Consider the following 12,646-nt stretch of genomic DNA (forward strand, 5'->3'; position numbering starts at 1 on the left):
AGCGTGCGTATCCATGACCCATACGCTCACCTGGCACGACGACATCAGCCGCCAAGCCCGCGTTCTGTCCTGCGCGATGCGCCTGACGTTGAAGCCGACGTTCTCGCTGTGGCCGTTGACCGACGGTGGCATCAAGGCCATCGGTCAGCTCGACCGTGCCGTCGACAGGTTGCCCAAACCCAAGCGTGTGACCATCGAACAGGTTCGATTGGGCGGCGTCCCGTGCGAGAAGACGACGCACCCCAAGACCGCGACCGGATCACTCGACGGCGCGTCCGTGCTCTACTTCCACGGCGGCGGATTCGTGTTCTGCGGACTCGCCACGCACCGAAGTGCGTGCGCGACGATTGCAGCTCGCGCAGGGGTCCCCGTCTACTCCGTCGAGTACCGACAGATCCCCTACGGCGGCATCGGAACATCGATCGCCGACGCCATGGCGTCCTACCGCGCCGCGCTGGAAACCGTCGCCGACCCCAGCAAGATCATCGTCGCCGGCGACTCGGCGGGTGGATACCTGGCGATGAAAGTCGCCGAACTGGCCGTACTCGACGGTCTCACCCCGCCCGCGGCGGTCCTCGGGTTCTCTCCACTGCTGAACCTCGACCTGAAGAGCCATCCGAAGGAGTTCATGAAGAAGGACGCCTACCTTCCGATGAAGCAGGTCATCGCGTTGGAGGATCGATGGCTGAACGGGCCCGACGCCATCGCCGGCTCACCGTCCCCGATCGACGTCGACCCGGCGATCTTCCCACCGGTGTTCCTGTCCACCGCGCAGTACGAGTTGATGCGTCCCGACGTCGAAGCGATGACGGCCTCGCTCGCGGCAGCAGGCAGAACCGTCGAGACGCACGTCTGGAAGGGCCAGGTTCATGCGTTCCCAGTGATGGCGGGCGCCCTGCCCGAGGCACGCGTCCTCCTCGATCTCGCCGTCGCGTTCGCCGCTCGCGTGCTGGCCGACCCGTCTCCGCAGTGAGCACCGTTTAATCGATGGCGTAGCCCAGTTCTGCCCTGATAATTTCCATCCACCCGAGCATTCGAGGCGAGACGAGAGGAGGAGAAACCATGGTCATCCGGCGTACGGCCGTGCCCACGGCCTCCTCCTCCCCCATCATCGGCTGACCCGGGCACCGGGTCGGCCCTTCGAAAGGCTCACCCGTGTCCTCACCGACCACACTGTCCCACTTGGGTTTCGACACCTACTGGCACCATCGATTCCACGAGAACAGCTCACCCGGAGAACCCGGGCGCGTCACCGCGGTCTACCGCGGGTCCAGCGACATCGCCACCGAACACGGAACGCTGCGCGCCCACACCGGACACCTCGACGTGTGCACCGGCGACTGGGTACGCATCCACACCCAGCCGACGGGAGGGGCCGTACTCACGACAGTCCTACCCCGCCGCACAGCCATCGTCCGAGCATCGGCAGGCACGACGTCCCACGCTCAGACCCTCGCCGCCAACGTCGACACCGTCGTCGTGACCGTCGCCGCCGACACCGAACTCGATCTCGGCCGCGTCGAACGATACGTCGCCCTCGCATGGGACAGCGGCGCAACACCACTGGTCGTACTCACCAAGTGCGACACCGGCGATTCCAACCGAGTCACCGACCTGAAGGCGTCGTCACCCGGCGTGACCGTACTCGCGATCAGCTCCCGCACCGGTGATGGAATAGAGTGCCTCACCGAGCATCTCGGTGGAACCATCGCCTTGATCGGACCGTCCGGATCCGGAAAGTCGACGTTGGCGAACACGCTCGTCGGCCAGGAAGTCCTGAGCACAGGCGATGTACGCGAAGCCGACGGCAAAGGGCGTCACGTGACGGTTCGACGCGAACTCGTGCCGCTTCCCACCGTCGGAATGACGGTGATCGACACTCCCGGACTTCGCTCCGTCGGCCTCGTCGCGTCGGAAGAGGGCCTACAGCAGACCTTCTCGGACATCGAGGACGCGTCGGCGCGATGCAGATTTCGCGATTGCACTCATAGCAGCGAACCCGGATGCGCAGTACAGGAGAGTATCGACCCCCGGCGGATCGCCAACTACCGCCGCCTGGAACGCGAGAATCACTGGGCCACAACGCGACACGACGCCCGCACGAAAGGGCAGAGACTCGCCGAGGCCAAACAGCTCGCCAAGCTCCAGCGGCGCATGTACAAGTCACGTGGCCGATGACGCATTCATCACGCCCCTCGTTCAATCCGCCATATTGATGAGCAAAGGTAATGTTTCGCGCATCCGCCGAGGCCATTACTCGCAGTTAACTCGCGGGCAATACGCCGCCCATAGATTCTTGTCAGCTCAAAAGAGCAGCGCCGCAAGGCAAATCACAGAAAAGAGGAATCACATGGGACTCGTAGCCGGCCTGATTGCAGTCGTCGGAGATACTCTTCACCTGCTGCTCGGCGGACTGTAGAACGACCCACTTCCCGCCAGTGACCTAAGCGGGTAAGCCACGAGGACGCGGCCGTCGGGGACGCGTCTCTCTTGTTTCGCCGACCTTCAGTCGAAGAGGGTCGGCGAGTCCGGCTCGTCCACGACGGGCTTCGCAGCCTCCGAGGGTGACGCTTTGCGAACCACGGACAGCGTGGTCGTGCGGACCGACAGTCGATGACCGGCATGATGCTCGAGAAGTGCCAGACCCTGACGGATTTCCAGCACCTTCCACGGTCCGGCGTGCCCGGTCGCCTGAACCAGGTCGCCCACTGCGATCTCGGAAGCCACTGCTCGTCTCCTCTGGTAGTCACATGCTGTCGGACCGACGTCCGGCCCAGCCTAGCTGCCGGGCCGATGAGCGTGTCATCGAGCATGACTTCACCCCGTCCAATCCCGTCGATCCGACCGGTCGACCGCCCTCGGCGGACAAAACGGACTCGACCTCGACAAAACACCCATGTATCAGCGAATTCACCCGAATACTTTGATACGCAATACTTTTCGATTCGACTCCACACCTCGTCACCGATAATCTCCCAGTGTGTCGACTCCCACGCTCCCCGCCGAAACCTTGTCGGTCGTGATCCCGGCCCACAACGAAGAGGCCTACATCGGCCCCTGCCTCGACGCATTGGTCGCGCAGGGTGACGACATCCACGAGATCATCGTCGTGGACAACAACTCCACCGACCGCACCGCCGCTGTCGTCGAGGCCTACGCCGACGCCCACCCCAAGATCACGCTCCTGCCGGAGCGCGCACCCGGCGTCGCGCACGCACGCAATGCCGGATTTCGCGCGGCCCGCGGCGACGTCCTGGGCCGCGTCGACGCCGACACCCGCGTCACACCGGGATGGGCCCGGGCCGTTCTGAACTACCTGTCTGCGGACGGAGCACACGTCGGCGGTGTCACCGGACTCAATCAGCCGTACGATTCGCCGGTCCGTGGCCTCAAAGCGTGGTGGTTCGGTCGGCACCTGAGGCAGGGCGCGATCGGAGGCGGTCGCCTGGTCACCAACCTGCACGGCGCCAACATGGCAATCCGCAAGTCCGCGTGGCACCGCGTCGAACCGATGGTCAGCACCGACGCCGAACTTCACGAAGATCTCGATCTGGCCCTGTGCCTGACCGCCGTGGACGTCAAGCTGGCTCAGCTGTCCGACATGAATGTCGACGTGTCGCCCCGCCGCGCCCTCACTCCGCCGTCGAAATTCGGTGAGTACATCGAATGCGGTATCAGGACGTTCGAGCGGCACGGGGTCATGACTCCCGAGCGACGCAAGGCACTCCGGTTGCACTGGTGGTGGCACATTCTCGTGTTCGCCGTGTATCGGCCGTACGACCCGGCCAAGGGTCGGTACTCCGTGCGTCGCTTGTTCTCGCCCGCGCCGCCGCGGGTGTTGCCGGTCGGCACGAACACCGCGCCGCACGTCGGCTGACGTACGGCGTCACCGCACGATGGCGCTCTCCGGGGTCCCGTTGTCGATCAACGCCGCGATCGTGGCCGCTTCCATCCCGGGTGAACCGCAGACCAGTACCTGGGAGTCGAGGAACGGCTGCTGAACACTCATGACGTCGGCCAGACTGCCCTCCCAGCAGTGCTCGGGGCCGAACATCTCTGCGACACCCGTGATCTCGGCTCCGATGGCGTCGTGCCAGCGGTCGGGAGCCCACGGATCCGTCAACTGGTCCACGACGGGAACGACGGTCAGCCACGGCAATTCGGACGCCAGTATCCACAGCAGGTCGGCCGCGTAGAGGTCACGTGGTGACCGTCCACCGACGTACAGCGTCACGTTCGGCGGTGTCTCCCGCCGAGTCAGATCCAGAATCAGCGCACGCAGCGGTGCGAGCCCGGTGCCCCCTGCAATCATCACGACGTCGCGTCCGGAGTAATCGACCTTCAGACTGCCCGCGGGATTGCAGAACCTCCACACGTCACCCGGCCTCGTCTCGTTGACGATCGATCCACTGACCCACCCAGCCGGCACGGCCCGGACATGGAATTCCAACTTTCCATCGAGCGACGGCGGCAACGCCGACGAGTACCGACGACTCAGCCGCGCATTCTGCGGAACAGTGACGTCGAGCGACTGACCTGCCTCGAAAGGTATTGCGTCACCTTCGAGTCGAACCACGGCCAGGTCATTGCGCAAGCGGTGGTACTGCACCACCTCGGCATTCCACGTCTGCATGTGTCCAGAATATGCGGCAAGGCTGCAACAAGGACCGGTCACCAAGGGTCGTGGCGGACGAGGGAGAGATCGACTCCTGCGCCCTGCAAGCGGAATTTGGTGGTGTTGATCATCGAGGGTGAGCCGACGATCTGAATGTCGCGCCCGTCCCATGATCCGAACTCCGCGACGACCTTCCCGACCTGCCCGACGATCGGCGACGAGCCGCCGAGTTGGTTCCGGTACTGCGGTCCGTCGTACCACCACGGATCGGTCTCTTCCTCGACGATCCCGACGACGGACAGCCACGGATTGATCGCTGCGATCTGCTGGAGAGTCTGCAGATCGTAGAGGTCGCACGGGTAGTGGCCGCTGTAGAAGACGTGGACGGACGGGTTGTCGGCCTTGGTGGCCATCTCCATGAGCTGCGCGCGCAACGGCGCGATTCCCGTGCCCGATGCGATGAGGAGACGATCACGACCGGGCGCGGTGTGCCTCGTCATGCTGCCGAGCGGCGCTCCGATGGTCCATCGGTCCCCGACGGAGGTGCTCCCCACGAGCGCCGGGCTGACCCACCCGCCCGTGACGCGCCGGATGTGGAATTCGATCTCGCCCGCTGCGTTCGCGGGAATCGCCGGCGACAGGTACCGCCACATGCGCGGACGGCTCGGAATCGACACACTGACGTACTGTCCGGCACTGTAATCCAGAGGCTCGTCGAGCATGAGCCGCACGATCGACACGTCGTCGAGAACACGCAGATGCTCGACGACGGTGCCCTGCCACACCGGCGGTCCGTCGTCGGCCTCCGCCGCTTCCATCATCGTGCCCGCCATCACCGCGATGACCTCGTGCCAGGCGGCGTCGACCTCGTCGGTCCAGATCTCGTTGCCCGCGAACTGCTCCAGGGCCGTGATCAGAGCATCTCCGACGGCCGCGTAGTGCGCGTCGACGATCCCGTACTTGCGGTGATCGCGGCCGAGCTGAGCCAGGAACGGCAGCAGGCGGTCGAGGTCTTCGAGCTGATCGATGGCATAGGCGATCGCCGTCACCAACTTGTCCCGCTGGGACTCCATCGACGCGGGGAAGAAATCCCGCACCTCGGGATTGCGAGCGAACAGAATGGCATAGAACGAACGCGTCAGCTTCTCCGGACCACCGTCGACGGCCGCGACCGCTTTGAACGTGGTTCTCACAAGCGAAATCGCCCGAGCATCCATCTCTCGAAGGCCCCCTCACCGCGTAGAAGTCGGCGTCCGACGTCTACCCGGACGTGCGCCAAGGCAGCCGGCACTAGTTTCTCGACCGCCGTGATTTCCAGGCAGTCTAACCCAGTGACTCGGACATGACCCACCGAGCGGATTCACTCGACCTTCTTTGACTGCGTTAACCGGGAAATAGCTTGCCATGTTCGGCAATAACCAACCCAGAGGTCGAAATCGCTTGAGTCGCATCGATTTCCAGGCCTTTTCACCGACAGTTCGAGGACCTAGGATTCGGTTGCGTCGAATCGAGAACATTCAGCGGGACCGATCGAAACGGGGTAGGCAAAACGTGACTGTCGCTGTCGGGGCGGACGTGAAGGAACCAGCGAACGGCCGAAAAGTCGGGCCACGTATCGACGATCCCGGCCTGAGCGCGCGCCTCACCGAGTGCCGCGAGTTCTTCGACCAACCGGAACTGCAACACCTACCCGCGTCTCGGGCGACGCAGGCGCTCGCCGAGCTCCGCGCCACGGGCACCTACGTCCAATCCGCCGAGGAGATCCTCGTCGGCGCCAAACTGGCGTGGCGAAACCACGCACGGTGCGTCGGACGGAAACACTGGCGCACCCTGAAGCTGATCGACGCACGGCACGCCACCACGGCACAGGGCATCGCCGACGCCTGCTTCGAGCACCTCCGCGTGGCCACCAACGGCGGCGCACTGCAATCCATCGTCACCGTCGGCCCGCCGCCCCTGCCCGACGGCCGCGAATACCGGATCATCAGCCCCCAACTCATCCGCTACGCCGGCTACCGCGCCGACGACGGCACGATCACCGGCGACCCCGCGCACCTCGAACTCACCGCCCTGGCCCAGCGGCTCGGATGGCGCGGCGAGGGCACCGCATTCGACGTACTGCCACTGATGATCTCCACGCCCGACGAGCCGATCCGCTGGTTCGACGTCCCCCGCGACCTCGTACTCGAAGTCGACCTCGTCCACCCCAACTACCGCTGGTTCGCAGGGCTCGGGCTCAAATGGCACGCCGTACCCGCCGTCTCCAACATGGACCTCGAGATCGGCGGCGTCCGCTACCCCTGCGCACCGTTCAACGGCTGGTACGTCAACACCGAAGTCGGCGCACGCAACTTCAGCGACACCGACCGCTACGACATGCTCCCCACCATCGCCAAGAAACTGCGCCTCGACATGAGCTCGGAACGGACACTGTGGCGAGACCGCGCACTGGTGGAACTCAACCGAGCCGTCATCCACAGCTTTCGCGAAACCGGCGCTTACATGGTGGATCACCACACCGTCGCCAAGCAGTTCGTCGACCACGTCGACCGCGAAGCCCGAGCCGGCCGCGCCTGCCCGACGGACTGGTCGTGGATCAACCCGCCCATGTCGTCCGGCATCACCCCGACCTTCCACCGGCTCTACGATCCACCCGACATGGACATCCGACCCAACTTCGTCTCCCGCGGGGCGTCGGGTTGCCCGTTCGGGTGAATGCCAGACCGAGTGACCGAACGACTCATTCGGTCACCAACCGGGGGTGAACGCGTGGGTTCCAGCCCAAGCACCTGGTGCAGCACGCGCGCCCACTGAAACCCGCGCAGCCGGGGCCGAGTGCCGAGGCAGCCGGGGCCCGGGCACGAAAAAGCTCGCCGACGCACAGGCGTCGGCGAGCGTGGGTCGGTTGTCAGCGCTGGTTGCGCGGTTTCCAGACGACGAGAGCGTTCCGCTGAACCGGTACGAGGTCGCGGCGGTAGCTCGCGTGGACGTTCGCGAGTTCCTGGGCGAGCTCGGACACTCGCGCCTGCAGAGCTTCGACTTGGTTGGTCAGCTCGATGATGCGCTTGATGCCGGCGAGGTTGACGCCTTCGTCCTGCGACAACCTCTGCACCTCGCGGAGCAACGCGACGTCGCGGGGCGAGTACCGACGCCCACCGCCGGTGGTCCGGTGCGGGGTGACCAGACCCAGGCGGTCGTAGGTGCGCAGCGTCTGGGCGTGCATTCCCGCAAGCTGTGCAGCTACGGAGATGACGAAGACCTGAGCGTCGGGGTCACCGGGAGTGGAGCCTGCGGAACGACCAGAATTACCGGGAGTGGAGCCTGCGGAACGACCAGAATTACCGGGAGTGGAGCCTGCGGAACGACCAGAATTACCTTGGCCCGAACCCCCGCCAGTAGGAACAGTCATTACGCACCTGCCCACCCGGCCCGCGGGTCGAATCCGCTGGCCTTCTCGGCTTCCAGATAAGCGTTCAATGCTTCGGTGGCCGGGTCGTCGAGCTTCTGCGGTACAGCGACCTTGACCGTGACCATGAGGTCACCGGGAGTACCTGTCTTCTTCGGAACACCTCGTCCGCGGACGCGCAGCACCCGACCGTCGACAGTTCCCGGCGGCACCTTCACGCCGACGCGGCCGTCGAGCGTGGGAACCGACAGCGTGGTTCCGAGTACCAACTCGCCGTAGCTGACCGGGACGGTGACCGTCAGATTGTCGCCGTCGCGTCCGAACACCTTGTCCGCTCGCACGCGCACCGTGACGAACAGGTCACCCGACGGAGCTCCGCGGAGTCCTGCTTCACCTTGGCCGGCGAGACGGATCTTCTGACCGTCGGACACGCCCGGTGGCACGCGCACGGTGATCGTGCGGGTGCGGTTCTGCACGCCCGTTCCGCGGCAGTCGGCGCACGGGTCGTCGATGATCGAACCGGTCCCGCGGCAGTCGTCGCACGGCTCGCTGAACCCGAACGCTCCCTGGTTGCGGTTGATCACGCCCGCGCCGTTGCACTTGGGGCACACCCGCGGACTGGTCCCGGGCTTGGCACCGCTGCCGTGGCACGTGGTGCAGGACGACGGACTGGTCAGACGCAGCGGAACCGTCACACCCTGCGTGGCTTCACGGAAACCGAGAGTGGTCTCGGTCTCGACGTCGCTTCCGCGTCGCGGACGACTGCTCGCGGTGCGCTGCTGAGTGCCGCCGCGGTTGAACAGGCCACCGAACAGGTCGCCGATACCGCCGTCGCCACCACCTTGACCGAAGATGTCGCCGACGTCGAACGTTTGCCCGCCGCCGCCGAATCCGCCTGCACCAGGACTGAATCCGCCGCCGCCCTGGCGACCGAAGCCGCCCGACGCGAACAGCCGCCTGGCCTCGTCGTACTCCTTGCGTTTCGCCGGGTCCGTCAGGACCGCATTGGCCTCGCTGACGGCCTTGAACTTCTCCTCGGCTTTGGCGTTGCCGGGGTTGGCGTCGGGGTGATTGTCCCGCGCCAACTTGCGGTACGCCTTCTTGATCTCTTCTGCAGATGCGCTGGAGGAAACGCCCAGCTCCTTGTAGAAGTCCTTCTCGATCCACTCCCGCTGGCTCACCGGGCGTTTCCTCCTTCCGCGCTATCTCTTTTTACTGCTCGTCGGATGCAGGCGCATCCGAGTGCTGTCCAGCATCGTCGACGACGCCGACCATTGCTGTCCGCAGAACCCGCTCGCCGAGCTTGTAGCCCGGACGCATCAGGGTCCCGACGACGGGATTGCTTCCGTCGCCCTCGTGCGAGACGGCCTCGTGGACCGCCGGGTCGAACGCGTCACCCTCGGCGCCGAACGTGGTCAGACCGATGTTGGCGAACACCCCCGCCAACTTGTCCGCCACTGACTTCAGCGGCCCGGTCTCGAGATCGCCGTGCTGACGCGCACGCTCGAGATCGTCGAGGACGGGAAGAAGCTGGGACACGACGGACGCCTTGGCGTTCTCCGCTCCCGTCTGCTTCTCCCGATCGGTTCGACGCCGATAGTTGGCGTACTCCGCCGACACCCGCTGCAGATCCGCAGTGAGTTCGGAGACCTGCGTGTCACGCGGGTCGACGACCACCTCTGCTTCGATGCCCTCGTCGTCCACCGAGTCGGGTTGGGGCGCAGTGCCGGTGCCCGCGAGGGGCTCCGGTACTGCGTCACCTTCCCGAGGCTCACCGGTCTGCGGATCGATCTTTCGCTTGTCCACGAAAGTGACCGGTTCCTGCTCGGTGTGCTGCAGATCGTGATCGCTGTCGCGGGGGCTCACTTCTTCTCCGCGTCGTCGGCCGGCTCGTCGACAACTTCTGCGTCGACGACACCGTCGTCAGCAGCCTGAGCTCCCCCTTCTGCGCCGCCCTGTTCCTTGGCCTGAGCCTCGTAGATGGCGGTGCCGAGAGCCTGCGACTCGGTCGACAGCTTCTCCACGGCGGTCTTCACTGCCGAGATGTCGCTGCCTGCGAGAGCCGACTTGGCCTCTTCGATGGCTGTCTCGACGCGTCCCTTGAGCTCGGCGTCGACCTTGTCCTCGTTGTCCTTGACGAACTTCTCCGTCTGGTGGACGAGCGACTCGGCCTGGTTGCGGACCTCGGCCTCTTCGCGACGAGCCTTGTCCTCGTCGGCGTGAGCTTCCGCGTCGGCGACCATGCGGTCGATCTCTTCCTTGGACAGACCGGAGCCGTCCTGGATCTTGATCGTGTTTTCCTTGCCGGTGCCCTTGTCCTTGGCCGTGACGTGCACGATGCCGTTGGCGTCGATGTCGAAGGTGACCTCGATCTGCGGGACGCCGCGAGGAGCCGGGGGCAGCTCGGTCAACTCGAACGAGCCGAGGAGCTTGTTGTGCGAGGCGATCTCGCGCTCACCCTGGAAGACCTGGATCTGCACCGAAGGCTGATTGTCGTCAGCGGTGGTGAAGGTCTCGGACCGCTTCGTCGGGATGGTGGTGTTGCGCTCGATGAGCTTGGTCATCACGCCACCCTTGGTCTCGATGCCGAGGGACAGCGGCGTGACGTCGAGGAGCAGAACGTCCTTGACCTCACCCTTGAGCACACCGGCCTGCAGTGCAGCACCGACGGCCACGACCTCGTCCGGGTTGACGCCCTTGTTGGGCTCGCGTCCACCGGAGAGCTCCTTGACCAGCTCGGAGACGGCAGGCATACGCGTCGAACCACCGACGAGCACGACGTGGTCGATGTCCTTGACGGCGATGCCGGAGTCCTTGACCACTGCCTGGAACGGCGCACGGGTGCGGTCGAGCAGGTCGGAGGTGATCTTCTGGAACTCGGAGCGGCTGAGCTGCTCGTCGAGGAACAGCGGGTTCTTGTCGCCGTCGACCGTGATGTACGGGAGGTTGATCGAGGTGCTCTGTCCGGAGGACAGTTCGATCTTCGCCTTCTCCGCAGCCTCACGCAGACGCTGCAGGGCCATCTTGTCCTTGGTCAGGTCGATGCCGTTCTGAGCCTTGAACTTGTCCACGAGCCAGGTCACGATGCGCTCGTCCCAGTCGTCGCCACCGAGGTGGTTGTCACCGGACGTTGCACGGACCTCGACGACGCCGTCGCCGATTTCCAGCAGGGAGACGTCGAACGTGCCGCCACCGAGGTCGAAGACCAGAATGGTCTGCTCGCTGTCGCCCTTGTCCAGGCCGTATGCCAGCGCAGCCGCGGTGGGCTCGTTGACGATGCGCAGAACGTTGAGGCCTGCGATCTGGCCGGCTTCCTTGGTTGCCTGGCGCTGCGCGTCCTCGAAGTACGCCGGAACGGTGATGACCGCGTCGGTGATTTCCTCGCCCAGGTAAGCCTCGGCGTCGCGCTTCAGCTTCTGCAGCGTGCGCGCGGAGATCTCCTGCGAGGTGTACTTCTTGTCGTCGATCGAGACGGTCCAGTCCGTGCCGATGTGGCGCTTGACGGAACGAATCGTGCGGTCGACGTTGGTAACCGCCTGGTTCTTCGCGGGCTGGCCGACGAGCACTTCACCGTTCTTGGCGAAAGCGACGATCGACGGGGTGGTGCGTGATCCCTCGGAGTTGGCGACCACAACCGGCTCGCCGCCCTCGAGGACGGACACGACCGAGTTGGTGGTCCCGAGGTCGATACCGACCGCACGAGCCATAGTGTTTCCTCCTGTTTGTTGCTTGATTGGTTCCTAGCTGAGCGAACTGCACTCAAGTCTGCAAGACGTTTTCGACTTCTGTCAAACCGGACTTGAGCCCCATCCACTCAAGGCTACGAAAGCTCCAACGGAGGCGGTTGCAGATTTGTTCCCGGCCGGGCGCTCCGCGCTCTTACATGAGGGTGGCGGGACAGCACTACGCCGCGACGGCAGATGCTCGTCGCGGCGTAGTTCGTCGTGCGTAGTCGGTGCGCCCTCCGGTGTGCGGGCTGGAAACAGAGCTTCTACTCGCCGTCCTCGACGGGTTCGGCCGGGGAGCAATCCAGGGTCAGGAACTCGACCTTGACGTTGTCCACGTAGTTGGCGTCGAGCTGAGGCGAGAAGGCCACGGCTCCGGCGGGACGGGAGACCCACGCCGCGTCCCCACTGGGAACGGTGATGGTGGCGTCTTCGCCCTTGACGATCTTGTCCTCGGTGACGGCACCGGCGGGGGCCGGGATAGCTCCGTAGTTCACCGAGACGTTCGCGGCGTCGCTCTCGCCGACGTTCTTCACCGTCACCTCGAGTGCGACGACCTTGCCGTCCTCGGGCTTGTCGGCGGTCTTGTCGACGCACGTGGTGCCGAGCGTGACGACCAGGTCGGTCGATTCCGCGACCGAGGACCCGAATTCCGGGGCCGTCGGCTCGGGCTCGGCCGACGCGACGGGCGCCAGGGCGACCGCACCGACGGCGGCGGCGAACACGGCCGTCGAGGCCAAGACTGTGGTGCGGGCAAAGCGACGCATGTGTGACTCCTGTGACTGAAGTGGCTGTTGTTGCGTTCAACTATTACCTATTACAAGCAGACTTTCCATACCAGGCAGTCTCGATACGGACACGGTCCGATACACCGGTTGTCTCGGCTTACACGCATGTAAT

At 65.0% G+C, this 12,646-nt stretch carries 12 protein-coding genes; 4 read left to right on the forward strand and 8 right to left on the reverse strand.

What is annotated here, in order from left to right; translation table 11 throughout:
* The first annotated feature begins 13 nt into the window (after positions 1–13).
* Together CH292_RS05200 and rsgA are read left to right on the forward strand one after the other, a co-directional pair.
* Positions 14–973 (forward strand): alpha/beta hydrolase, encoded by a 960-nt coding sequence (locus tag CH292_RS05200; protein ID WP_019663811.1) that lies wholly within the window; start codon positions 14–16, stop codon positions 971–973.
* A gap of 209 nt (positions 974–1,182) precedes the next feature.
* Complete coding sequence (gene rsgA / locus CH292_RS05210; RefSeq protein WP_256977928.1) at positions 1,183–2,178, forward strand: ribosome small subunit-dependent GTPase A; 996 nt, start codon at positions 1,183–1,185, stop codon at positions 2,176–2,178.
* Between the two features lie 327 nt (positions 2,179–2,505).
* Here rsgA and CH292_RS05215 read toward each other — a convergent pair whose 3' ends face one another.
* Positions 2,506–2,727 carry a hypothetical protein gene (locus tag CH292_RS05215; RefSeq protein ID WP_019663814.1) on the reverse strand — a complete coding sequence of 74 codons (222 nt, stop codon included), beginning with the start codon at positions 2,725–2,727 and terminating at the stop codon, positions 2,506–2,508.
* A gap of 253 nt (positions 2,728–2,980) precedes the next feature.
* Between CH292_RS05215 and CH292_RS05220 the strand changes: the two genes are divergently transcribed.
* Complete coding sequence (locus tag CH292_RS05220) at positions 2,981–3,877, forward strand: glycosyltransferase family 2 protein (protein ID WP_094654146.1); 897 nt, start codon at positions 2,981–2,983, stop codon at positions 3,875–3,877.
* 9 nt (positions 3,878–3,886) lie between these two features.
* On the opposite strand, the gene CH292_RS05225 is transcribed toward CH292_RS05220, so the two are convergent.
* Complete coding sequence (locus CH292_RS05225) at positions 3,887–4,633, reverse strand: FAD-binding oxidoreductase (RefSeq protein ID WP_094654147.1); 747 nt, start codon at positions 4,631–4,633, stop codon at positions 3,887–3,889.
* Between the two features lie 38 nt (positions 4,634–4,671).
* A complete protein-coding gene (locus CH292_RS05230; protein WP_179277910.1) occupies positions 4,672–5,832 on the reverse strand; it encodes a globin domain-containing protein in 1,161 nt (386 codons plus the stop codon).
* Between the two features lie 358 nt (positions 5,833–6,190).
* On the opposite strand from CH292_RS05230, the gene CH292_RS05235 reads away from it, so the two are divergent.
* Positions 6,191–7,330 (forward strand): nitric oxide synthase oxygenase, encoded by a 1,140-nt coding sequence (locus CH292_RS05235; RefSeq protein ID WP_371828343.1) that lies wholly within the window; start codon positions 6,191–6,193, stop codon positions 7,328–7,330.
* Between the two features lie 193 nt (positions 7,331–7,523).
* Here CH292_RS05235 and CH292_RS05240 read toward each other — a convergent pair whose 3' ends face one another.
* The 5 genes from CH292_RS05240 to CH292_RS05260 all read right to left on the reverse strand — a co-directional run bounded on the left by CH292_RS05240 (position 7,524) and on the right by CH292_RS05260 (position 12,513).
* The gene (locus CH292_RS05240) at positions 7,524–8,024 is read right to left on the reverse strand and encodes a heat shock protein transcriptional repressor HspR (RefSeq protein WP_306436872.1); all 501 of its coding nucleotides are present in this window, start codon (positions 8,022–8,024) and stop codon (positions 7,524–7,526) included.
* Positions 8,024–9,202: a molecular chaperone DnaJ gene (gene dnaJ, locus CH292_RS05245; protein WP_019663819.1), complete on the reverse strand. Its 1,179-nt coding sequence runs from the start codon at positions 9,200–9,202 to the stop codon at positions 8,024–8,026. Before dnaJ ends, CH292_RS05240 begins: the two co-directional genes overlap by 1 nt.
* 31 nt (positions 9,203–9,233) lie before the next feature.
* Positions 9,234–9,887 (reverse strand): nucleotide exchange factor GrpE, encoded by a 654-nt coding sequence (grpE, locus tag CH292_RS05250; RefSeq protein ID WP_020110770.1) that lies wholly within the window; start codon positions 9,885–9,887, stop codon positions 9,234–9,236.
* Entirely contained in the window at positions 9,884–11,728 is a 1,845-nt protein-coding gene (dnaK, locus tag CH292_RS05255; RefSeq protein WP_019663821.1) for a molecular chaperone DnaK, read from the reverse strand. The genes grpE and dnaK overlap by 4 nt, the downstream gene beginning before the upstream one ends.
* A gap of 284 nt (positions 11,729–12,012) precedes the next feature.
* Complete coding sequence (locus tag CH292_RS05260) at positions 12,013–12,513, reverse strand: Pro-kumamolisin, activation domain family protein (RefSeq protein WP_256977929.1); 501 nt, start codon at positions 12,511–12,513, stop codon at positions 12,013–12,015.
* Between the last annotated feature and the right edge of the window lie 133 nt (positions 12,514–12,646).

Source organism: Rhodococcus sp. 14-2470-1a, assembly GCF_002259425.1.
In the GTDB taxonomy this organism is placed as follows: Bacteria; Actinomycetota; Actinomycetes; order Mycobacteriales; family Mycobacteriaceae; genus Rhodococcoides; species Rhodococcoides fascians_E.

What these genes read in the sequence shown, in the direction of transcription:
- CH292_RS05200 (WP_019663811.1), top strand. Translation starts at nt 14, where the DNA reads ATGACCCATACGCTCACCTGGCACGACGACATCAGCCGCCAAGCCCGC.
- CH292_RS05225 (WP_094654147.1), bottom strand. Translation starts at nt 4,633, where the DNA reads ATGCAGACGTGGAATGCCGAGGTGGTGCAGTACCACCGCTTGCGCAAT.
- CH292_RS05230 (WP_179277910.1), bottom strand. Translation starts at nt 5,832, where the DNA reads ATGGATGCTCGGGCGATTTCGCTTGTGAGAACCACGTTCAAAGCGGTC.
- CH292_RS05240 (WP_306436872.1), bottom strand. Translation starts at nt 8,024, where the DNA reads ATGACTGTTCCTACTGGCGGGGGTTCGGGCCAAGGTAATTCTGGTCGT.
- dnaK (WP_019663821.1), bottom strand. Translation starts at nt 11,728, where the DNA reads ATGGCTCGTGCGGTCGGTATCGACCTCGGGACCACCAACTCGGTCGTG.
- CH292_RS05260 (WP_256977929.1), bottom strand. Translation starts at nt 12,513, where the DNA reads ATGCGTCGCTTTGCCCGCACCACAGTCTTGGCCTCGACGGCCGTGTTC.